The sequence below is a fragment of the Microbacterium sp. NPDC055910 genome (genome assembly GCF_042271185.1).
Classification (GTDB): Bacteria; Actinomycetota; Actinomycetes; order Actinomycetales; family Microbacteriaceae; genus Microbacterium.
Genome location: NZ_JBHJZS010000032.1, coordinates 1 through 21,421, shown reverse-complemented (window position 1 = coordinate 21,421; position 21,421 = coordinate 1). Strand labels below are relative to the sequence as shown.

Genomic DNA, 21,421 nt, shown 5'->3' with positions numbered 1-21,421 from the left:
AGTGCCGCGCCGACTCGCGCGACGACTGGCCCCGAGGCCCCTCGGCGGGGGAGAATAGGAGGCGGTGCCCGATTCCGAACAGTCCCCCCTGATGCATCGCGCCGCGCACGCGGCAGGCGATGGCGCCGCCGCGCCCGGGCGGCTCTCCGACGGGATCCCGCTCACGCGTCGAGCGCTGCGCGAAGCTCGCGATGCAGCATCCGCGTCGTCGCAGACCCCGCCGATCTTCAAGGCCTCGCTGCCTCCGCTGCCCCCTGTCGCGGCGCGCCCGGCGCCCCTGCTCCCCGGCCGCCGCCGCCGTGCGCCGATCCGTCACGCGCGGATGAGCCACGCCGTGCAGGCCTCGGTCAGCGCGGCTCTCACGGTCGCCAGCCTCATCGTCGTGGGCTCGGCGTCGGCGGTTACCGTCGCGCTCGCTCCGGCGCCGGTGGCGATCGTCGCCGACGAGGCCGTCGCGGACACGCTCGGTGAAGTGCGCATCCAGGCCCTGCCCGGCCTCGGGGCGCTGCCGCTCACGGCCGAGGCGTTCGCTCCGGATGAGACCTCCGTCATCGTGCGTGATGTCCCCGACCCGTGCGGCGAACCCGCCGTGCTCGCCGCGATCGCGGCCGGAGACGAGGCCGCGGCGATCACCGCGGCGGGCGGCGCGACGGTGTTCCGTGACGCTGTCGCGTCGGGTCTGGCTCCCTGCATCCGTCTCGACGACCCCGCACGCACGTGGCTCGTCGTCGACAAGGCGCGACCGTTCGTGCCGATCGACTACGCCCCCGAAAGCCTTGCCGTGCCCGCCGGCATGCGAGACCTCGGCGGGGGCGAACTGCGTGCCGAAGCCGCCGAAGCGATGACGCACATGGCCGCCGCGTCGATCGCGGGCGGGGCGGGAGAGATCGGCGTCGCCAGCGCCTACCGCTCGTACGCGACGCAGATCGCGACCTATGAGCACCACGCGCGCGTGCGCGGTGGGGACCAGGCCGATCTCGTGAGCGCGCGTCCGGGATACAGCGAGCACCAGTCGGGCCTGGCGGCCGACGTCGTGCCGTGCGCCGAGACGTGCGGCACGATCGACGATCTCGCCTCGACGACCCAGGGGGAGTGGATCGCCGCGAACGCGTGGCAGTACGGCTGGGTCGTGCGCTACGAAGAGGGCGGCACCGACGTCACCGGGTACCTGTCCGAGCCGTGGCATCTGCGTTACATCGGCGTGGAGCTGGCCCGCGAATACCACGAGGGCGGCTGGCGCACGCTCGAGGAGTTCTTCGGACTCCCGCCCGCGCCGCACTACGACCACCAGCACTGACGCCGGGTGGAGGCATCCGACAAAACGAGGTACCGAGTACCGCGAAACGTGGGATGCGATGTCACAACGATGGCTTGACGACGGATGCCGCGGCTAGACTCGCCTGCGGCGACGAGGCCTACCAGGCCCGCCTTTTTTGGCTCACGAAAGGACGCAGCTCATGGAACGCGACATCTACGACGAGGACCACGAAGCCTTCCGCGACGTCGTGAAGGAGTTCGTCAAGCGGTACGCGACCGAAGAGAAGCGCAAGCAGTGGGAAGCCGACGGCGAGATCGACCGCGCGACCATGCTGGCGGCCGGCGAGGCGGGCATCATCGGACTGTCCGTTCCCGAGGAGTTCGGCGGAGCGGGGATGCTTCAGGACTACCGCTTCCGCTCGATCGTGCTCGAGGAGACGATCGGCGCGGGTCAGGGTTCGCTCGCGGGCGCGTTCGGCATCCAGGACGACCTGGCCGTGCCGTACATCGTGCACATGGGCACTCAGGCGCAGAAGGAGAAGTGGCTCCCCGGAATGGCCACCGGTGAGATCCTCGGCGCGCTGGCGATGACCGAGCCCGGTGCCGGTTCGGACCTGCGCGGCATCAAGACCACCGCGAAGAAGGTCGACGGCGGCTACCTCGTCAACGGTGCGAAGACGTTCATCTCGTCGGGCAAGACGGCCGACATGGTCGTGACCTTCGTCAAGACGGGCGAGGGCAACCGCCCCGACGCGTTCAGCCTGCTGATCCTCGAGGACGGCATGGAGGGCTTCGACCACAGCCGCAAGCTCGAGAAGATGGGCTTCCACGGGTGGGACACCGCCGAGATGTCGTTCGTGGATGTGTTCGTTCCCGAAGAGAACCTCATCGGGGGCAAGGAAGGCCTCGGCTTCATCCAGCTCATGATGAACCTGCCCCTCGAGCGCCTCTCGATCGGCGTGGCCGCCGCAGCGGCCGGTGAGGCGGCGTTCGCGTGGACGCGCGACTACACGCTCAGCCGTGAGGCGTTCGGCGAGCGCATCGCCGACTTCCAGAACACCCGCTTCACGCTCGCCGACATGGCCACGACGGTCGACGTGATGTGGGCCTATGTCGACCGGGCGATGCTGCTCTACAAAGACGAGAAGCTCACGGCCGAAGAGGCCGCGAAGGTCAAGTTCTGGACCACCGACCGCGAGGCGGAACTGCTCGACGCCGGTGTGCAGCTGCACGGCGGCTACGGCTACATCACCGAGTACCCGATCGCCCGCGCCTACCTCGACGCCCGCGTGCACCGCATCTACGGCGGCACGAACGAGATCATGCGCGACCTCGTCAGCCGGCAGATCGTCGGCAAGCGCTGACCCGAACCGCTACCTGAGGACGGCGGCGCCGACGAAGAGCGCCGCCGAGACCGCCCAGAACAGCACGACGAAGACGGTGTCGCGCGTTCGCCACGGCACGAGGTGCCGCTCGGTGCGGTCGCGGTGGGCGCCGAAGGCGCGCGCATCCATCGCGAGGGCGACGCGTTCGGCGTGCCGGATGCCGCCGGCCATGAGCGGCACGATGTAGCCGAACCACCGTGCGAGCGCCGCGAACGGGCCGCGTCCGCCGTGCGCCCCGCGCACGCGGTGCGCCTGCCGGATCACGTCGAGCTCGTGCCCGAAGCGCGGCACGAAGCGGAAGGCCGCGAGCGCCGTGTAGCCGATGCGGTACGGCACGCGCAGCTGCTGCACGCTCGCCCGCACGAAGTCGGGCCCCGCCGTCGACAGACCCGCGAGCAGGGTGAGCGCGATGATCGCGGCGAGCCGGAGTCCCGTCGCGAGACCGATGAGCAGGGCGCCCTGGTACATGGTCCAGTCGCCGATCCGCCAGGCGATCGGGGTGTCGGAGACCAGCGCGGCGTCCGCCCACACCGCGAACCCGAGCGCGAGCGCGAGGGTCGCGAGCGGGATCGCGAGCACGAGCATGCCGACGAGACGGGGCGTGAAGCGCACGCCGACCAGGAGGAGGGCGTACGCCAGCCCGAGGAACACCGCGGGCGTCGCGAGGTCGCGCACGAAGACGAGCACGACGATGACCGGCAGCGGGGCGAAGAGCTTCGCCAGCGGGTTGAGGCCGTAGAGGAATCGCAGGGGCGACGCGGCGACGCGCTCGGCGTACGGGTCGAAGCGGCCGCCGGGTGCGACCGTGAGGACGGGCCCCGTCGCGCTCATGACGAACCCCCGTCGGGAAGGTCGGCCAGCCGTGTGATGCGCGAGAGTTCGGGATGCCGCGTGAGCCCGCGCAGTGCGCGGCGCAAGGGCGGCGGGCGCAGCCCCGCGCGCTCGAGCAGTTCGTCGTCGGCGAAGACGTCGGCCGTGGGTCCCGCTCGGAGGACCCTCCCATCGCCGATGACGACCGTGCGGTCGGCGTATTCGGTGACCAGCTGCATGTCGTGTGTCACGACGAGGATGGTCGTTCCCTCGGTGTTGAGTTCGCGCAGAAGGTGCAGCAGTTCGTCGGCGCGGGCACGGTCCTGTCCGAAAGTGGGCTCGTCCAGCGCCAGCACGGGGGCGCCGGCCACGAGAGCGGTGCCGACGGAGAGGCGGCGCTTCTGACCGCCCGACAGCAGGAAGGGGTGCGTCTCCGCCCGGTCGGCGAGACCGAACCGCTCGAGCAGGGCGAGGGTGCGTTCGCGCACGTCGGTGTCGGGCAGGCGTCGCAGGCGCAGTCCGTGCGCGATCTCGTCGTACACCGAGTGGGCGATGAACTGGTGCTCGGGGTTCTGGAAGACGAAGCCGACGTGCGACGACAGGGTGCGGACGTCGGCGCGGGCGACGTCGAGGTCGCCGATCCGCACGGTGCCGCGCGGGGGCGGCACGACGCCGGCGATCGCCTGCAGCAGCGTCGTCTTGCCCGCGCCGTTCGCGCCGACGATGGCGACGAACTCTCCCGCCGCGACGTCGAGGTCGACGCCGTGCAGCACCTCGGTGCGCCCCCGCCGCACGGCGAGCCCCCGCACCTGGATCAGTCCACCCTCGGCCTCTGAGCCCGCCGGAGGGTCACCCCGCCGCGCCCCGGTCCCTGAGCTCGCCGAAGGGTCGCCCCGCTCACCTCGCCCGGTCCCTGAGCTTGCCGAAGGGTCGCCCGCCCCGAGTGCGGCCGCCAGCTCGTCGGGCGTGAGCGGCAGCGGGTCGAGTGCGTAGCCCGCGCGGCGCAGCCGCAGGGCGGCGAGCGCCGACACCGGCAGCCAGACGCCCATGTCGTGCAACTCGTCGGCGCGGTCGCGCAGCACGGCGTCGACCGATCCGTCGGCGACGACGCGTCCGCCCTGGTCGAGCACGACGACGCGGTCGACGAACCCGATGGCGGCGTCGAGGTTGTGCTCGACGAGCAGGATGGCGCGATCTCCGGCCGCGACGAGTTCGGCCAGCGCCGCATAGACCTCCTCGATCCCGCGCGGATCGAGGTTGGCGGTGGGTTCATCGAGTACGAGCAGGGGCGAGCCCATCGCCAGTGCGCACGCGATCGCGAGGCGCTGCCGGCCACCGCCCGAGAGCTTGTCGGGGTTCTCGGTGCGCCGCTCCCACAGGCCGACCCGGCGCAGCGCGTCTTCGGCGCGCGCGAGGACTTCGCCCACCGGCATCCGCAGGTTCTCGGGTCCGAAGGCGACTTCGTCGAGCAGCGTTCCCGTGACCAGCTGTGCGTCGGGATCCTGGAAGACCATGCCCACGTGCGTGCTGAGCTCGGCGACCGTCGCGTCGGTCGTGCGCAGCCCGGCGACCTCGACGTCACCGGTGAGTTCGGCGGGCACAGCGTGCGGAATCAGGCCGTTGAGGGCGAGTGTCAGCGTCGACTTGCCCGATCCGCTCGGCCCCAGCAGCAGCACGACCTCACCGCGGTCGATGTCGAACGACGCGGATGCGGGAAGCGCGATGTCCGCACCCTCGTGCCGGATCGCGAGGTCGCGCACGCGCACGAAGGTACGACGGCCCGATACCGCGGCGCCCGTGGGGCGCGAGGCATTTGGTTCGTGTTCGGGAAGGGTCACCGATGGTCCAGGTTGAGCGGTGGAGCTTCCAACGTAGTCGACCCCTACCCAGCGGCGGCAGCTGTGGCGGTGACGCCCGGCTAGGGACTGAGGTTTGACAGTCGGAATAACCTAGGGTTACTCTCAGTTGTCTAGTCGTATAGACAAATAGCTCATTCTGTTCACAAGGAGAGGCTGACGATGATGTCGCTGAAGGAAGCCCGATACGAGCTTGTCGAAGTCCCCGAGCCGATGGGGCCGGTATCGCAGCTCATCGACCGCCGGTTTGTACTCGACTACGCCTATGCGCAGGACGACTTCGGCGATTGGTACTTCGTAGACTCCCCGTTCGGTGGCCCGGTCGGACATCCTCTCGTGCTCGCGAACGAGCTGCTCTTCCTCTTCTACGACAAGTACGACGGCAACACCGCTCAGGGGCTGCATACGCACGAGCTTCTGCGATTCCGCTCGCCCGTCCGCGTCGGTGAGACGATCACAGTCGAGGGAGGCTACACCGACAAGTACGAGCGCCGGGGACAGGGCTACGTCACCCTCGAAGCGACGGCCCGCGGTGAGGACGGTCGCGTGCTGGTCGAACACGTGGGTCGCGAGATCATGCGCACGGTCGCAGGCGACGTCGTCGGCAAAAGCCGCTCGGCGAGCGGGGAGCGTCATCGCACGGTGCTGGGCACCGTCGACGATTCGGTCCCTGCGATCACCGTTGCCGCGCACGGACTTCCCGCGCGCGCTGCACTGCCGGGCCGCACAACGTCGTTCACTCAGGATCAGATGTCGGTCTTCTCCTGGGCGGGCCGCGGCTTCAGCAACGTCCACACGAGCGTCGAGAAGGCAGCTCTGTCCGGCCTCGACCGCACGATCGTCCAAGCACAGCAGCAGACCGGGCACATCGTGGCGAATCTTGTCGATGTGTTCGGCGCAGCGTGGTTCACCTCGGGTGAGCTCGACCTGCGCTTCATCTCGCCCGCATACGTCGGCGACGTCCTCACGACGAGCGGTGCTGTCGTCGGCGAGGACTCCGGCCGGCTCGAGGTCGAGGTGTGGGTCGACAAGTCGGACGGCACCCGCACCGCTGTCGGCTGGGGGTCCGCCCAGATTTCCGACGACCCCGCTCGTCCCACCACTCTGCTGTGACCCGCGCAGCAGGTATGACCGCCGAACGATCCCGTATGACGAAGGAGTCAGCATGACACAGCAGAACGCGGCCGCGGCGCCGCACGATCAGGCGCAGCGCACGAAGCTCGCGCGCCGGGCCGCCGTCGCGAGCCTCGTCGGCACCGCCGTCGAATGGTACGACTACTTCATCTTCGGCACTGCGTCGGCACTCGTCTTCGGCCGACTGTTTTTCCCGAGCGACGGCGACCCCATCTACGGCACACTCGCGGCCTTCGCCGTGTTCGGTGTCGGATTCTTCGCCCGTCCGCTCGGCGGAGTCGTCTTCGGTCACTTCGGCGACAAGTTCGGACGCAAGGCAGCCCTCATCACGACGCTGATGATGATGGGCATCGCCACCTTCCTGATCGGTCTTCTGCCGACGACCGACCAGATCGGCATCCTCGCCCCGATTCTGCTGGTGTTCCTGCGCCTCGTGCAGGGGTTCGGCGTCGGCGGTGAGTGGGGCGGTGCGGCACTCGTCGCGGTCGAGTACGCCCCCGAGGGTAAGCGCGGCGCCTACGGTAGCTTCCCGCAGATCGGCAACGCGATCGGTCTGGTGATGTCGACCACGATCTTCGCCCTCGTCTCGATGCTGCCCGACGAACAACTCTTGAGCTGGGGCTGGCGCGTTCCGTTCCTCTTGAGCATCGTGCTGATCGGTGTCGGACTCTTCATCCGCTTCAAGCTCACCGAGACCCCGACGTTCCAGGCGGCGCAGGAAGAGCTGGAGGCGAAGGCCGAAGCGGAGAAGCCGAAGGAGCGCATGCCCCTGGCAGAGCTGTTCCGCCGTTTCAAGAAGCCGCTCCTGCTCGCGATGGGGATGCGGTTCGGCGAGGCGGTCTTCGGCTACATCATCCTCACGATCGGCCTGACCTTCGCCACGAACTATACGAACATCGATGGAACCAACGTGCTGTGGGCCTCGACGATCGCGGCGGCGATCGCGATCTACACGTACTACTTCTTCGGCAAGCTCAGCGACAGGATCGGACGTCGTCCGGTGTTCATTCTCGGCTCCGTCGTCGGAGCGCTCGTGTCCTTCCCGTTCTTCTGGATCCTCGCCGCCGACAACATCGTCCTGATGTACATCGCGTACGCGATCGCCTATGCGATCGGCGTCGGGGCGGTGTACGGGGTCGAGCCGTCGTTCTTCTCCGAGCTGTTCGGCACGAAGGTCCGCTACACGGGAGTCTCGCTCGCAGCGCAGATCCCGTCGGTCCTCATCGGGCTGTGGCCGTTCGCGGCGACGGCGATCTTCGCCGCGACGGGCGGAGATCCGTGGCCCATCGCACTGATCACGGTCATCGCGCTGATCATCGGAGGCTTGTGCGCATATCTTGCTCCCGAGACCAACAAGGCCGACATGACCAAAGTGGGAGAGGAGAAGCCGTGACCAGCATCCACCGGGATCTGACCGACCCCGCACGCGCCTTCGAAGTGGACGACCTCGAAGCCGGCCTCAAAGAGCCCGAGTTCGAGAACCTCGAGATCCCCGAGAGGCTCGGCCCCGTGACGGTCCGTGTCGACGACCACAAGATCAAGCGCTTTGCCTTCACGCAGGATGACTACCACCCGTGGTACCTCGATGCGAGCCCGTTCGACGGATGCCGTATCGGCCACGCCGCGCTACTCGGCAACGACCTCGTGCAACTGTTCACGACGGTGTATGCCGCGAGCAAGGTCGTCGGACTGCACACCGAGGAGCAGCTGTGGTTCGACTCGCCGGCATTCCTCGACGAGGAGGTGACGCTCGAGGGCACGTACACCGAAGCCTACGAGCGTCGCGGACAGGGCTACGTCGTCATGGAGGCCACCGCGACTGGCGCCGATGGGCGAAGCATCCTGCGCCACCGCGGTGTCGAGATCTTGCGCACCCGGCCGGGCGATGTCGCGGGACGCGGTAGCGCGACCCCCGCTCAGCCCGAGGAGCGCGTGACGGGCACGGTGCCCGCGGACGCGCCTGCCTTCGATCCGGATGCGCCCGCTGCCGGTCAGGTTCTCGCCCCACTTGAGAAGACCTACACGACCGAGCAGGCCGCGGTGTTCTCTCGTATCGGCGAGTACGTCCGCAACATCCACAATGACCTCGACCTGGCTCGCGCGGGTGGCCTGCGCGTGCCGATCGTGCAGGGCCAGCAGCAGTTCGGCGCGCTCGCCGAGATGATGACCCGCGCGTTCGGCGCCGTCTTCTTCGAGGGCGGATGGCTGCGCATCAAGTTCCTGAAGACCGTCGACGTGCATGAGCCCATCGAAGCCAGCGGCGTCGTCACCGCGGTCGCCGACGGCCGCGTCGAACTGCAGGTGTGGGTGCGCAGGGCCGATGGAGCCCTGAGCGCCGCGGGGTGGGCGAGTGCGCCGCTTCCCGACCGATACCGGAGATGAGAGAGAAGACCATGACCGAGAAGATCACCGGCGGACAGCTGGTCGTGCAGATGCTCGAATCGCTGGGGGTGACGAAGGTGTTCGGCGTCGTGGGCGGGCAGACGCTCGCCATCACGGATGCCATCATCGACACGCCGTCGATCGAGTTCGTCCACACGCGGCACGAGAATGCGGCGGCCGTCATGGCCGACGCTTATGGACGCCTCACGGGTCGCCCCGCGGTGGCGATCTCGACGACCGGTCCCGGCGCGACCAACCTGCTGACCGGCGTCGGCGGGGCATTCCGCGACTCGAGCCCCGCGATCATCATCACCTGCAACAACAACGGCGAGAACATCCACAAGGATGACGCGCAGAACGCCGATCACGTCGAGATCTTCCGGCCCTTCGTGAAGTACGGCCGTCTCGTCGCCCACGCGTCGAGCATCAAGCAGGCGATGGAGGAGGCGTACATCAACGCCATGACGGGCAACCCCGGCCCCGTGCACCTCGACTTCGCGCGGGACACGATCGAGCTGCCTGTCGAGAACTCGCCGGCCGTTCCCGCCGTGCATCCCGCGCGCTCCTGGGTCGGCACGCGCCCCGTCGCCGCCGCCGATGAGATCGCGACCGTGGCGGCGCGCGTGCTCGCCGCCGAGAAGCCGGTCATCTGGGTCGGCAACGGCGGCAATCGGGGGCAGGCGTCGGAGGCCGTGCTCGCCCTGGCGGATGCGCTGAGCATTCCCGTCATCACGACGTTCAACGGCATGGGAGCCGTGCCGACGACGCATCCGCTGGTGTTCGGCGCGCTCAGTCGCATGGGCACGAACCTCACGACGCGAGTGATCGGGGACGCCGACCTCGTCCTTGCTCTCGGCAACAGCCTCAACGCCGTGTCGACGACGCGCTGGCGCCGCCAGCTGCCCGAGATCGTGCAGGTCGACATCGACCCGAGCATGATCGGGCGATACTATGCCGAGGTCACGACGGGCGTCGTGGGCGACCTCGCCGCTTTCGCGACCGACCTCATTGCGGCGACCGTCGACGAGGCGGCGGCAACTCGCGAGGGTCGCGCCGAATGGATCTCGGAGCTGCAGCAGGCAGAACGCGACTGGTGGGCGCTCTCGGACGATCTCGCACCCGAGAACTCGGACGTCGTCTCGCCTGCCGTCGTCGTGCGCGCTCTGCGCGACGTCACACCCCGCGATGCCGTTCTCATCCCCGACGCGGGCAACCCCGGCGTGTGGTCGTTCCTGTGGGAGATGGACGTGCCGTACCGCTACATCAAGCCCGTCGGATTCGGCAACATGGGCTTCGCCCTCCCGGCCGCGATCGCCTCCGTCGTCGACGATGCGTCCCGGCCCGTGCTCGCGCTGATCGGCGACGGATCTCTCGGGATGAGCCTCGGCGAACTCGAAACTCTCGCGCGCGTGGGCGGACCCGTCGTGATCGTCGTGCTAAACGACTCCAGCTACGGAAACATCCGTCAGGAGCAGGTGCTGCATTTCGACGGACGCACGATCGGCGTCGACTTCCACGAAGTCGACTTCGCGCAGGTCGCCCGGGGCATGGGCTTGGATGGAGTGCGGGTGACCGAGGTCGACAGCCTCGTGACCGCCGTGCGCGACGGCTTCGCATCGGGCAAACCGGTCGTGGTCGATGTCGTGCTCGATCGCGCGGCGAACGCGTGGACCTATCCCGCGTTCGTGCCGCACGGTTCCTGAGACGCGCGGAGAGCAAGGAGACACTGTGACGACGCAGCAACAGACGACGGAAGGGACCGCTCCCGGTCCCCTCACAGGGGTGAAGGTCCTCGACCTATCGCGCTTCATCGCGGGTCCGCTGTGCGCGCAGATCCTCGCCGACTTCGGAGCGGAGGTCGTGAAGATCGAGCGTCCCGCCGGTGAGGACTCGCGCCACCACGGCCCCTACTGGCAGGGCGAGAGCATTTACATGTTCCTGTACCACCGCAACAAACAGGCCGCGACGCTGGACACCCGGCATCCGCGTGCTTTGGAGATCCTCGAGGATCTCGTGCGCTGGGCTGATGTCGTGATCGAGAACTTCCGTCCCGGGACGATCGAGCAGATGGGCCTGGGTTACGAGCGGATGAAGGAGCTCAACCCCGACGTCATCCTCGTCTCGATCTCTGGCTTCGGCCAGACCGGCCCGGATTCCCGTCGAGCGCTGTTCGACGCGATCTCCCAGGCGTCTTCGGGGCTTATGAGCATGACGGGTGAGCCCGATGGCAAGCCGACGCTGTCGGGCACTTACATCGCGGACTACACGACGGGCTATCAAGGTGCGATCGGCGCTATGGCGGCACTCATGCACCGCGATCGCACCGGCGAGGGTCAGCTCGTCGACATCGCCAGCTTCGACACAATGTTCTCCGCGCTCGGAACGCGGCTCATCGCAGAACTCATGCTCGGCCTCGAGATGCCGCGCTCGGGCTCGCGCGACCTGCTGACTGCGCCCGTGAACGTGTACGAGGCCGCTGACGGACCGATCTACATCCAGGCGGGAACAGCCTCGCTCTTCCCGAAGCTCTGCGCCGTCATGGCGCGTGACGATCTCGCCGCCGACGAGCGGTTCGCGACGGTTGAGGGCCGGATGGCCCAGCAGGACATGCTCGAAGGCATCATCCAGGAGTGGGCCGCTGGTCTCGAACGCGACGACATCGCGGCTCGGTTGGACGAGGCCGGCGTGCCGTACGCGAAGGTCGCGAGTGTGCGCGAGGTGTCCCAGTCGCCGCAGATCGCTGCTCGCGGCATGATCGCCGAGGCGGAGCATCCTGTTCACGGCACGATCCGGATGCCGGCGAACCCGATCCACATGGAGAAGAGTCCTCCGACCGTACGCAAGGCGCCACCGAGTGTCGGCGAGGATAACGTTCACGTCTACCGCGATATCCTCGGCTTCGACGAGGGCGAGATCGCGAAGCTCAGGGAGGAGGGAGCGATCTGATGCAACGGGCTCCCATGTACCGAGTGATCTACGACGACATCGTCGGCCAGATCCGCTCGGGCGTGCTCGAACCCGCTGCACAGCTCCCGAGTGAGCATGAGCTCGCGAAGCAGTATGGCGTCAGCCGTATGACGGTGAGGCAGGCCCTCGACCTGCTCGGCGCTGACGAGCTCGTCATCCGCAAGCAGGGCAGCGGTACGTTCGTGCGCGAGCGCTCGCGTCGCGGTCGCCGACTCAATCGGCTGCGCTCCTTCTCGGACGAGCTCGCCGAATCGTCTCTGCATATCACCAGCGACGTCATCCGCGCCGAGCTCGCCGAGGCGCCCGACGACGTGGCGGCCGCGCTCGAGCTCGCGCCGGGCGACCTCGTGAATCGACTGACACGCGTGCGCAGTGTCGAAGGCAAGCCGGCGGCCCTCCAAGATGCGTGGATCCCCTATCCGGTGGCGCCCGGGCTCGTGCGCGCACCACTCCTCGAGGGGTCGCTCTACCGCACTCTGTCCGAACGCTACGGCGTCGAGCTGCGCTGGGCAGAGCAGTCGATGACGGCCTCGATGCTGGACGAGGCCGAAGCAGAGCTGCTCGGAGCCGCCACCGGCGGTGCCGTGCTCTTCGGCCTGCGTACGACCTACTCGGCCGCCGGCAGACCCGTCGAGTACACACGGGGCTGGACGCTGCCGGAGTTTCCTCTGCTTCTGCGGATCGATGCCGAGTGAGCGCGAACTCCGCCGTCGTCGCCGTCGACGTGGGCACATCGGCTGTGCGCGCCGCTCTTGTCGACGCTGATGCCGGCGTTGTCCGCTCCGTTCGCGTCGCGCGCGCCTCAAGCGTCGGAGGCGAGGTCTTCGACGCCCTCGCGCTGCTAGCCGAGGTGGAGCAGGCGCTCGCCGAGCTCGACGCGGTCGGCGGCGCTCACACTGTCGCCGCGCTGGCCATCTCGGCCCACATCGGCACGGTGCCCGTTGACGACTTGCTCGCACCGGTTGCCCCCGGCGGGGGCTGGGCGGACACGCGCGGTGTCACGCTGCTCGGCGGAGTGGCAAAGAACGAGCTGGAGGACCTGCTCGCCGCCGCCGGTCGTCCCACGGTGATGGGCGGCGCCCTTGCAGTCGCGCTGGATCTGAGAGCGAGTGGCCTCGCCTCGCGCGTGTCGTCGCTTCTCAGCCCGAAGGATTTCCTCGTCGCCCGTCTCACGGGTCGGCTCGTGACCGACACGATCAACGCCGCCTACACCCTGGCTAGCGACGTGCGTCGGCTCGAGTGGCAGGCGCGGGCGCTCGACTTGTTCGACGTGCCCGCGAATTGGTTCCCCCCGCAGGCGGCGTCCCAGGAGGTCGCGGCGACGCTGCTGCCCGACGCGGCCGCGCGCTGCCGACTGCCGGCGGGTTTGCCGGTCGTCGCGGGCGGTCCCGATGGGTCGGTCGGGATCGGATTCCTACTCGGCGCCACCCAGGGTGCGATCGCCGACGTCGCCGGCACAACGGACGTAGTCGGCCGGCTCGTGAGCGACGTCGAGGGTATCCCCGCGGGTGCAGTTGCGAACCCGGCACTCGTGCCCGGCCGCTGGACGGCCGGCGGCGCGACGGGGATGACCGGAGGTGCCGTCGCGAACTGGCGGCTGCTTGTGGGCGCGGTCTCCGACGCAGCACTTGCGGCGGTCGAGCCCGGTAGCCGCGGGCTTCGCGTCATCCCCACGATGTCGGGCGAGCGCTTCCCCCGTTGGCGGGCGGACACGCGTGGCGCCGTGCTCGGTCGCACGCCCGACCACGGAGCGCCCGAGCTGCTGCGCGCGACGCAGGAGGGGGCGACGTTCGTCGTAAGGGAAGGCGTCGATCTGCTCGACCCCGGGCGCGAGATGCCGTTGATCTTCGCGGGAGGCTCGGCGCGCTCGATGCACGTCGCCCATCTGCGGGCCGCTGCGCTCGGCCGCACCGTGCGGGTCGCGAGCGATCCCGACGTCACGCTGCTCGGTGCTGCGGGGCTTGCCCTTGTGGGCGTGGGGCTGGCGGGTGATCTCGACGACGCGCGCGAACGGCTTGGGGTGACGTTCCACGACGTGGAGCCCGACGCGATAAGCGTGGCGCGCTACGACGCGGTCTTCGCCGAGTGGCTGGACGCCCGGCGCGCGGCGACGTCACGATAAGTCGGCGTCACGGTGCAGAACCGCTTCGCGTAGTCGACCGGCGCCTGGCAGCGGCGTCAGCGTGCTCGCTCGCCGCGGTGGCCGACGCCCGCGCGGCGCAGGCCCGCGCCGATGGCGAGGCCGACGGCCGTCCAGACGACGGGGCCGAGCACCGACACGGTGAGGTAGAGGATCTGCGCCCACAGCGCCATCGTGCCGATGTTCGCGGCGAAGAAGACGGCCGCGGCGACGACGATGCCGATGAAGACGGCCGAGACGAAGAACCGCCACGGGGCCCACGAGCGGTAGCGCACGAGGGCGGCGACGAGCTCTTGGATGCCGCCGAAGAGGATCGCCGTGCCGAGGAACTGCATCGCATACGGCGGCGCGATGGCGCACGAGACGAGCGCCGCGAGCAGGTGCGTCGTGAGGGCGACCCAGGGGAGCCGCAACGATTCCTGCGCGATGATGCCGGGAAGGACATGCACGCCGAGCACGAGCCCGTACACCTGTGGCAGGGCCGCGAGCAGGGGGACGGTCACCCACCCGGCGATGCCGCCGAGCAAGCCCGTCGCGACGCCGATCGCGGCGCAGACGAGCAGCACACGCGTCGACAACAGCGAGGTTCGGGCCACGGTTCGATCGTAGTCCGGGTCACATCCGCCGACGACGGCGGGTGAGGCGCACAGCCGGCATGGGCGGCGCGGGGATGCGTTCGTCGCCGTGCCCGACGACATGGCCGAAGCGGTCGGAGCCTGACTCCCAGTCCTCACGCGCCTCGACGATCTCCTCGTGAGCTCGCCCGACGAAGTTCCACCACATGATGATCTCGTCTTCGAACGGCTCGCCGCCGAGCAGGAAGATCCGCGCGCCGGCATCCGTCGAGACGTCGATCTCTTCCCGGTGGACGCCGAGATAGAGCAGCTCGTCGGCCACCACGCGGGTCGTCTCGGCCTCGGTGTGCACCGTGACGTCGCCGTCGACGCCGACGATCGCGTGCTCCCATGCGGCATCCAGCGGCAGTCGCACATGCGCTCCGGCGGGCAGATCGATCTCGGCGCCGACGATCGGCGTGTGCATCGTGGCGGGCGATGTCGCGCCCGCGAAGGCTCCGACGACGACGGATGCCGCACCCCCGGGTGTGCCGGCCGTCAGGGGCGCGAGCTCGACGCTCGGGAGGTCGACGTGGCGCTCGAATCCGGGCGGCCCGTGGCGCCTGCTCTCGGGCAGCGCGACCCACAGCTGCAACGCGTCGAGCGGGACGGGACCGTCGCCGACCGAGTACTCGGAGTGCGAGATCCCCGCGCCGCTGGTCATGATGTTCAGTTCGCCGCGACCGATCTCGATGTCGCTGCCGACCGAGTCGCGGTGGCGCACTTCGCCGATGAGCGGCCAGGTGACCGTCTGCAGTCCGATGTGCGGGTGCGGCTCGAGCCGCATCTTCACGCTCTCCTGACCGAACCGGTCGAGGAAGCACCACGCCCCCACCATGGGCAGGTCGCGGTGCGGCAGCAGCCGACGCACGCTCATCGCCCGCACGCCGCCGAGCGGCACCTCCCGCGAATCGATCCGGACGACGCGCGGACCGTCGCAGTCCGCCGCCGCGGCGAGCTGCGGCGGCTCGTCGCGCAGCAGTCCCGCCTCGTCGTGGCGCGTCACGTCGTCAGGTCCCGTCGGGCCACGCGACGGTGAGCCCGCCGATCTCGTTCGCGCGGACGTACTTGGCCACGGCCGGGCACACCGGCACGACGGTGTCGCCGCGCGCGGCGCTGTCGGTCATCGCCTCGCCGATCAGCACGCCGGCCAGGCCCTTTCCGCGGAAGGCGGGGTCGACCTCGGTGTGCGGGAACACGACGCGCCCGCGTGAATCCGTGCGGAACTCGGTGAAGCCGGCGAGCACGTCGCCGACGTGCACTTCGTATCTGCTCTGCGCGTCGTCGCGGGTCACGGTCGGCTCGTGGGTCAGGTCGGGCTGGTCGGTCATGCCGGTCCTCTCGTCGGGGAGCGCGTGATCCCAACGTAGGCGGCCGTGGGGTGTTTGGCGAGCCTCAGCACCCGAACGCGGCACGAGGCGGGCCCACCGTCCGCGGCGCGTCGGGCAGACTCGACGGGTGAGCCTTCTTCCCCCGCCGGTCGGCACAGATCCGGATGCCGTGTACGACATGTTCGTCGAATGGGCGACCGACCGCGGGCTGACGCTCTATCCGGCGCAGGACGAAGCCGTCATGGAACTCGTCTCGGGCGCGAACGTCGTGCTGTCGACGCCCACCGGAACGGGCAAGTCGCTCGTCGCGGTGGCCGCCCACGCGGCATCCCTCGCCCGTGGCGGTCGCACGTACTACACGGCACCCATCAAGGCCCTCGTGAGCGAGAAGTTCTTCGCCCTCGTCGAGATCTTCGGCGCGACGAACGTGGGCATGGTGACCGGCGACTCGTCGGTGAACCCCGACGCGCCGATCGTGTGCTGCACGGCCGAGATCCTCGCCAACATCGCGCTGCGTCGAGGGCGCGATGCCGAGATCGACCAGGTCGTGATGGACGAGTTCCATTACTACGGCGACCCCGAGCGAGGATCGGCGTGGCAGGTGCCGCTGCTGATCCTCGAGCGCGCGCAGTTCCTGCTGATGTCGGCCACGCTCGGCGACGTCACGCCGATCGCCGACGACCTCACCCGTCGCACCGGCCGCCCGACGGCGCTCGTGACGGGCGTCGAGCGTCCCGTGCCGCTGCACTTCTCGTACTCGCGCGAACCTGTGCCCGAGGTCGTGCAGAACCTGCTCGACGAACGCGAGACGCCCGTCTACATCGTGCACTTCTCGCAGGCGGCGGCGCTCGAACGCGCGCAGGCCCTGGTCAACACCAAGATCGCTTCGCGCGAGCAGCGCGACGCGATCGCTGAGGCGCTCGGTGCGTTCCGGTTCAACACGGGCTTCGGCAAGACGCTCTCGCGCCTCGTGCGGGCGGGGATCGGCGTGCATCACGCGGGCATGCTGCCCCGTTATCGCCGGCTCGTCGAGACTCTCGCGCAGCAGGGACTGCTCAAGGTCATCTGCGGCACGGACACCCTCGGTGTGGGCATCAACGTGCCGATCCGCACCGTCATCGTGACGGCGCTGACGAAGTTCGACGGACAGCGGATGCGGCAGCTCTCGGCCCGGGAGTTCCACCAGATCGCTGGGCGCGCGGGCCGGGCGGGCTTCGACACGCACGGCAACGTCATCGTCATGGCGCCGGAGTGGGAGATCGAGAACGCCGCGGCGCTGCGCAAGGCCGGCGACGACGCCGCCAAGCGCAAGAAGATCGTGCGCAAGAAGGCGCCGATGGGCACCGTCAACTGGGGTGAGGGCTCGTTCGACCGGCTCGTCGCGGCCTCGCCCGAGCCCCTCGTGCCGCACCTGCAGCTGACGGCTGCGATGCTCATCAACGTCATCGCGCGCGGAGGCGACGTGTTCGGCAACGTGCGCTCGCTCGTCTTCGACAACCACGAGCCCCGCGCGCGCCAGTACGCCCTCGCGCGCCGCGCGCTCGCGATCTTCCGCACGCTCGTGACGGCGGGCGTCGTGCAGGCGGGGCCTTCCGGTATCGCCCTCACGGTCGATCTGCAGCCCAACTTCGCGCTCAACCAGCCGCTGTCGCCGTTTGCGCTCGCCGCGATCGGGCTGCTGTCGCCCGACGACGACCGTCCGGTGGGCGGTGCGGGTGCAGCATCCGCCGTCAACCTCGGAGAGTCGCGCGAAGTTCGCAGCGACGCGGACGAATCCTCCGAGGCACGCGCGGATCTCCGAACCTCGTCGAGCCCATCCGGCGTGGGCACGGGCCACTACGCGCTCGACGTGCTGAGCGTCATCGAGTCGACCCTCGACGATCCGCGCGCGATCCTGTCGCAGCAGGAGCACCGCGCCCGCGGCGAGGCGATCGGCGCGATGAAGCGCGACGGCATCGAGTACGACGAGCGGATGGCGCTGGTCGAGCAGATCACCTATCCCAAGCCGCTCGCCGACCTGCTCACGCAGGCGTTCGAGACGTTCGCCTCGTCGCAGCCGTGGGTCCTCGATTTCGAGCTGTCGCCGAAGTCGGTCGTGCGCGACATGTACGAGCAGGCGCTGTCGTTCGGCGAGTTCGTCTCGCTCTACGACCTGACGCGCAGCGAAGGCCTCGTGCTGCGCTACCTGTCGGATGCGTACCGGGCCGTGCGGCAGACGGTGCCGGCCGAGGCGCGCACCGACGATCTCGACGACCTCGTCGAGTGGCTCGGCGAGCTCGTGCGCCAGGTCGACTCGTCGCTCGTCGACGAGTGGGCCGCGCTCGTCGATCCGGTCGCGGCGGGCGAGGCGCCCGTTCTTCCGCCCGCGCCCCCGTCGATCCTGACCAACCGCCGGGCGTTCACGGTGCTCGTGCGTAACGAACTCTTCCGGCGTGTGCAGCTGGCCGCGCTGCAGCGCGACGACGCCCTCGTCGAACTCGATCCCGACGTCGACTGGCCCGCCGTGCTCGATGCGTACTACGAGGAGCACGACGAGATCCTCACGGGCGGTCCCGCGCGCTCGCCGCGGCTGTGCGCGATCGACGAGACCTCCGCCGAGGGTCGCTGGCTCGTCGAGCAGACGATCGACGATCCCGCCGGGAACCACGACTGGAGGATCCGCGCCGAGGTCGACCTGGCAGCATCCGTCGAAGCGGGCGCCGCCGTCGTGCGGGTCACCGAGGCGGTGCGGCTGTAGCGACCCCCTGTGCGAAAGGGGGGTGCCGCGAGCGCGTCGCGCGCAATACCGTAACGGCATGGCCGCATACTTCGGGTTCCTGAGGGCCATCAATCTCGGCCCCACGCGCAAGTTCTCCAAAGCCGACATCAGCCGGGTCGTCACGGATGCCGGTTTCGACGACGCCGAGACCCACATCAACACCGGAAACGTGCGGTTCACGACGTCGATGCGCTCGCTCGCGCGCATCGAGCAGACCCTCGAGCGGGCCTTTCTCGCCGATCGCGGATTCGAGGTGCCCACGATCGCGTTCCGGCCGACCGAGTTCGCCGGCATCGCGACGGATGCCGCCGAGCTGGCCGCCGCCCACCCGCGCGCGATCCGCCACTACGTCTCGCTGATGAGGTCTGCGCCGCAGCCGGCGGTGGCGGCCGACATCGAGGCGACGTCGACGGAGGCGGGGAGCGTCTACGTGCGTGGGCGTGCCGTGCACGCGCTGCTCGTGCCGGGCTACGAAGACGCCGACGTGCCGGCGCTGCGCGCCGCGAAGCTGCTGGGCGTCAGCACGACCCGCAACGCCACCGTCGTCGCGGCCATCGCGGCGAAGTGGTGCTGAGTCCCCTTCCACAGGCGGGGCCGGGCGTCGGCGGCCATGGCTACGCTGGAAGGATGTCCCGCGAAGCCGAGCCCGCCGCGTCGTTCGCGACGGCGGACGCGGCCACCGATCCCTACGCCGACCTCGCGTGGGATCCCGACGAGTTCGCCCCGCCGCCCGACGGCGACGAACCCCCGTACGGGCTCGACGTGCCCTTCGCCGACCCCTTCGCCGGCACGTCGCGGCGGGATTTCACGGGCACCGACCCCGGGGTCGTCCTCAAGGAGGTCTTCGGCTACGACGCGTTCCGCGGCGACCAGGGCGGGATCGTCGAGCACGTCGTCGGGGGAGGCGACGCCGTCGTGCTGATGCCCACGGGCGCCGGCAAGAGCATCACCTACCAGGTGCCCGCGCTGGTGCGGCCGGGCACGGGGCTCGTCGTGAGTCCCCTCATCGCGCTCATGCACGACCAGGTCGACGCGCTCGTGGCCAACGGCGTGCGCGCGGCCTATCTCAATTCGACGCAGGCGCCGGCCGAGCGTGCGGCGGTCGAGCGGGCGTATCTCGCGGGCGAGCTCGACCTGCTCTACGTCGCGCCCGAGCGCCTGTCGGGGCCGGCCACGACGAAGCTGCTGCAGCGCGGGCGACTGAGCGTGATCGCGATCGACGAGGCGCACTGCGTGTCGCAGTGGGGGCACGACTTCCGGCCCGATTACCTCGCGCTGGGCGACCTCCACGAGCGATTCCCCGGTGTGCCGCGCATGGCGCTGACGGCGACGGCCACCCGCGAGACGCACCGCGAGCTGACGCAGCGACTGCACCTGCCCGAGGCACAGCACTTCGTCGCGAGCTTCGACCGCCCCAACATCCAGTACCGGATCGAGGCCAAGGTCGACCCGCGGCGTCAGCTGGTCGCCTTCATCCGGTCTCTCGGCGCGGGCGCCGACGAGTCGCAGCCGGCGGGCATCGTCTATGCCCTGAGCCGCAAGTCGGTCGAGCAGATGGCTGAGTTCCTGCAGACGCAGGGCATCGACGCGCTGCCCTACCACGCGGGGCTGCCGGCCGAGGTGCGCGCGGCGAACCAGTCCCGCTTCCTGCGCGACGACGGCGTCGTCATGGTCGCGACGATCGCCTTCGGCATGGGGATCGACAAGCCCGACGTCCGGTTCGTCGCGCACATCGACCTGCCGAAGTCGGTCGAGGGGTACTACCAGGAGACGGGCCGCGCGGGCCGTGATGGAGCGGCATCCATCGTCTGGATGGCCTACGGGCTCGGCGATGTCGTGCAGCAGCGGCGCCTCATCGATCAGAGCCCCGGCGATCGTGCGTTCAAGATGCGGCTCGGTCAGCACCTCGACGCGATGCTCGCGCTGTGCGAGACGGTCGGATGCCGCCGGCAGAATCTTCTCGGATACTTCGGTGAAGACTCCGCTCCGTGCGGCAACTGCGACACGTGCCTCGAAGCGCCCGACACGTGGGACGGACTCATCCCCGCCCAGAAGCTGCTGTCGACGATCGTGCGGCTGCAGCGCGAGCGCGGTCAGGCCTACGGCGCCGGGCATCTGATCGACATCCTGCGCGGCGCATCGACCGATCGCATCCGCCAGCAGGGGCACGACGCCCTGTCGACCTACGGCCTGGGCGCCGACCTGTCAGACCAGGACTGGCGCAGCGTCGTCCGCCAGCTGCTCGCACGCGGCATCCTCGTGGCTCGCGGCGAGTACGGCACGCTCGCGCTCGGTGAGCCCGCGTCGGGCGTGCTGCGCGGCGAGGCGCCCGTGCCGCTGCGTCGCGATGTGCTCGGTCGCGGCGCCGCACCCGCGCGGCTGCGCAAGAGCTCGGCGCCCGTCGACGTCGCCGAAGGCGACCGCGACCTGTTCGAGGCGCTGCGTGCCTGGCGTGCGGGCGTATCGAAGGAGCTCGGGGTTCCGGCCTACATCGTGTTCGGCGACGCGACCCTGCGCGCGCTCGCCGAGCGTCGTCCCGCTGCGCTCGCCGACCTCGACGGCATCACCGGCATCGGCGCGAAGAAGCGCGAGGCCTACGGCGACGCCGTGCTCGCCGTCGTCGCCGGCGCCTGACGCCGGCCGCGTCGCGCTCGCTGCACGCGTCGCGCTTGCCGCGCGCGTCGCCCTCCGCGCGCGCCGGCGGCCGCGGCGCGCGCCCGGGTCCCACCATGACCGCGAGACTGCAACGGCACGCCGAGAACGTGGGTTTCACCCGCAGTCTCGGCC

17 protein-coding genes are annotated in these 21,421 nt (G+C 69.7%); 12 read left to right on the top strand and 5 right to left on the bottom strand.

The genetic code is table 11. The features are described 5' to 3' along the window. Positions 1–64 precede the first annotated feature (64 nt). Positions 65–1,297: a D-alanyl-D-alanine carboxypeptidase family protein gene (locus tag ACFC3F_RS12355; protein ID WP_376130007.1), complete on the top strand. Its 1,233-nt coding sequence runs from the start codon at positions 65–67 to the stop codon at positions 1,295–1,297. A 160-nt stretch (positions 1,298–1,457) separates the two neighbouring features. Then, positions 1,458–2,621, top strand: a complete 1,164-nt coding sequence (locus tag ACFC3F_RS12350) for an acyl-CoA dehydrogenase family protein (RefSeq protein ID WP_376130004.1) — start codon at positions 1,458–1,460, stop codon at positions 2,619–2,621. A gap of 9 nt (positions 2,622–2,630) precedes the next feature. Here ACFC3F_RS12350 and ACFC3F_RS12345 read toward each other — a convergent pair whose 3' ends face one another. Both ACFC3F_RS12345 and ACFC3F_RS12340 read right to left on the bottom strand, forming a co-directional pair. Further along, positions 2,631–3,473 carry an energy-coupling factor transporter transmembrane component T gene (locus tag ACFC3F_RS12345; protein WP_376130001.1) on the bottom strand — a complete coding sequence of 281 codons (843 nt, stop codon included), beginning with the start codon at positions 3,471–3,473 and terminating at the stop codon, positions 2,631–2,633. Continuing rightward, on the bottom strand, positions 3,470–5,218 hold the full coding sequence (locus ACFC3F_RS12340; RefSeq protein WP_376130040.1) for an ABC transporter ATP-binding protein: 1,749 nt from the start codon (positions 5,216–5,218) through the stop codon (positions 3,470–3,472). The genes ACFC3F_RS12345 and ACFC3F_RS12340 overlap by 4 nt, the downstream gene beginning before the upstream one ends. Before the next feature lie 252 nt (positions 5,219–5,470). Between ACFC3F_RS12340 and ACFC3F_RS12335 the strand changes: the two genes are divergently transcribed. The 7 genes from ACFC3F_RS12335 to ACFC3F_RS12305 are packed head-to-tail and all read left to right on the top strand — an operon-like array spanning position 5,471 to position 13,913. Next, positions 5,471–6,421 carry a MaoC/PaaZ C-terminal domain-containing protein gene (locus ACFC3F_RS12335; protein WP_376129998.1) on the top strand — a complete coding sequence of 317 codons (951 nt, stop codon included), beginning with the start codon at positions 5,471–5,473 and terminating at the stop codon, positions 6,419–6,421. Between the two features lie 52 nt (positions 6,422–6,473). Beyond that, positions 6,474–7,835: an MFS transporter gene (locus tag ACFC3F_RS12330; RefSeq protein WP_376129995.1), complete on the top strand. Its 1,362-nt coding sequence runs from the start codon at positions 6,474–6,476 to the stop codon at positions 7,833–7,835. Beyond that, positions 7,832–8,824, top strand: coding sequence for a hypothetical protein (locus tag ACFC3F_RS12325; protein ID WP_376129992.1), 993 nt, complete (start codon positions 7,832–7,834; stop codon positions 8,822–8,824). The genes ACFC3F_RS12330 and ACFC3F_RS12325 overlap by 4 nt, the downstream gene beginning before the upstream one ends. Before the next feature lie 11 nt (positions 8,825–8,835). Continuing rightward, complete coding sequence (locus ACFC3F_RS12320; RefSeq protein ID WP_376129989.1) at positions 8,836–10,527, top strand: thiamine pyrophosphate-binding protein; 1,692 nt, start codon at positions 8,836–8,838, stop codon at positions 10,525–10,527. Positions 10,528–10,552: 25 nt separating this feature from the next. After that, entirely contained in the window at positions 10,553–11,770 is a 1,218-nt protein-coding gene (locus ACFC3F_RS12315; RefSeq protein ID WP_376129986.1) for a CaiB/BaiF CoA transferase family protein, read from the top strand. Between the two features lie 14 nt (positions 11,771–11,784). Beyond that, positions 11,785–12,486 carry a GntR family transcriptional regulator gene (locus ACFC3F_RS12310; RefSeq protein WP_376129983.1) on the top strand — a complete coding sequence of 234 codons (702 nt, stop codon included), beginning with the start codon at positions 11,785–11,787 and terminating at the stop codon, positions 12,484–12,486. After that, a complete protein-coding gene (locus ACFC3F_RS12305) occupies positions 12,483–13,913 on the top strand; it encodes an FGGY-family carbohydrate kinase (protein ID WP_376129980.1) in 1,431 nt (476 codons plus the stop codon). The genes ACFC3F_RS12310 and ACFC3F_RS12305 overlap by 4 nt, the downstream gene beginning before the upstream one ends. Before the next feature lie 56 nt (positions 13,914–13,969). Here the strand turns inward: ACFC3F_RS12305 and ACFC3F_RS12300 are convergent, their stop codons facing one another. The 3 genes from ACFC3F_RS12300 to ACFC3F_RS12290 are packed head-to-tail and all read right to left on the bottom strand — an operon-like array spanning position 13,970 to position 15,876. Next, on the bottom strand, positions 13,970–14,527 hold the full coding sequence (locus tag ACFC3F_RS12300; protein ID WP_376129976.1) for an ECF transporter S component: 558 nt from the start codon (positions 14,525–14,527) through the stop codon (positions 13,970–13,972). 19 nt (positions 14,528–14,546) lie between these two features. Then, entirely contained in the window at positions 14,547–15,551 is a 1,005-nt protein-coding gene (locus ACFC3F_RS12295) for a pirin family protein (RefSeq protein WP_376129973.1), read from the bottom strand. 4 nt (positions 15,552–15,555) lie between these two features. Next, on the bottom strand, positions 15,556–15,876 hold the full coding sequence (locus ACFC3F_RS12290) for a GNAT family N-acetyltransferase (RefSeq protein WP_376129970.1): 321 nt from the start codon (positions 15,874–15,876) through the stop codon (positions 15,556–15,558). Positions 15,877–16,054: 178 nt separating this feature from the next. On the opposite strand from ACFC3F_RS12290, the gene ACFC3F_RS12285 reads away from it, so the two are divergent. The 3 genes from ACFC3F_RS12285 to recQ are packed head-to-tail and all read left to right on the top strand — an operon-like array spanning position 16,055 to position 21,268. Then, positions 16,055–18,613, top strand: a complete 2,559-nt coding sequence (locus ACFC3F_RS12285; protein WP_376130037.1) for a DEAD/DEAH box helicase — start codon at positions 16,055–16,057, stop codon at positions 18,611–18,613. Between the two features lie 58 nt (positions 18,614–18,671). After that, on the top strand, positions 18,672–19,208 hold the full coding sequence (locus ACFC3F_RS12280) for a DUF1697 domain-containing protein (RefSeq protein ID WP_376129967.1): 537 nt from the start codon (positions 18,672–18,674) through the stop codon (positions 19,206–19,208). Between the two features lie 53 nt (positions 19,209–19,261). Then, positions 19,262–21,268 carry a DNA helicase RecQ gene (recQ, locus tag ACFC3F_RS12275; RefSeq protein WP_376129964.1) on the top strand — a complete coding sequence of 669 codons (2,007 nt, stop codon included), beginning with the start codon at positions 19,262–19,264 and terminating at the stop codon, positions 21,266–21,268. Positions 21,269–21,421 lie beyond the last annotated feature (153 nt).

Excerpts from the sequence above, each read along its gene's own strand:
- ACFC3F_RS12285 (WP_376130037.1), top strand. The coding sequence starts at position 16,055 with ATGTTCGTCGAATGGGCGACCGACCGCGGGCTGACGCTCTATCCGGCG.
- ACFC3F_RS12280 (WP_376129967.1), top strand. The coding sequence starts at position 18,672 with ATGGCCGCATACTTCGGGTTCCTGAGGGCCATCAATCTCGGCCCCACG.
- recQ (WP_376129964.1), top strand. The coding sequence starts at position 19,262 with ATGTCCCGCGAAGCCGAGCCCGCCGCGTCGTTCGCGACGGCGGACGCG.
- ACFC3F_RS12310 (WP_376129983.1), top strand. The coding sequence starts at position 11,785 with ATGTACCGAGTGATCTACGACGACATCGTCGGCCAGATCCGCTCGGGC.
- ACFC3F_RS12350 (WP_376130004.1), top strand. The coding sequence starts at position 1,458 with ATGGAACGCGACATCTACGACGAGGACCACGAAGCCTTCCGCGACGTC.
- ACFC3F_RS12290 (WP_376129970.1), bottom strand. The coding sequence starts at position 15,876 with ATGACCGACCAGCCCGACCTGACCCACGAGCCGACCGTGACCCGCGAC.
- ACFC3F_RS12320 (WP_376129989.1), top strand. The coding sequence starts at position 8,836 with ATGACCGAGAAGATCACCGGCGGACAGCTGGTCGTGCAGATGCTCGAA.
- ACFC3F_RS12345 (WP_376130001.1), bottom strand. The coding sequence starts at position 3,473 with ATGAGCGCGACGGGGCCCGTCCTCACGGTCGCACCCGGCGGCCGCTTC.
- ACFC3F_RS12330 (WP_376129995.1), top strand. The coding sequence starts at position 6,474 with ATGACACAGCAGAACGCGGCCGCGGCGCCGCACGATCAGGCGCAGCGC.
- ACFC3F_RS12335 (WP_376129998.1), top strand. The coding sequence starts at position 5,471 with ATGATGTCGCTGAAGGAAGCCCGATACGAGCTTGTCGAAGTCCCCGAG.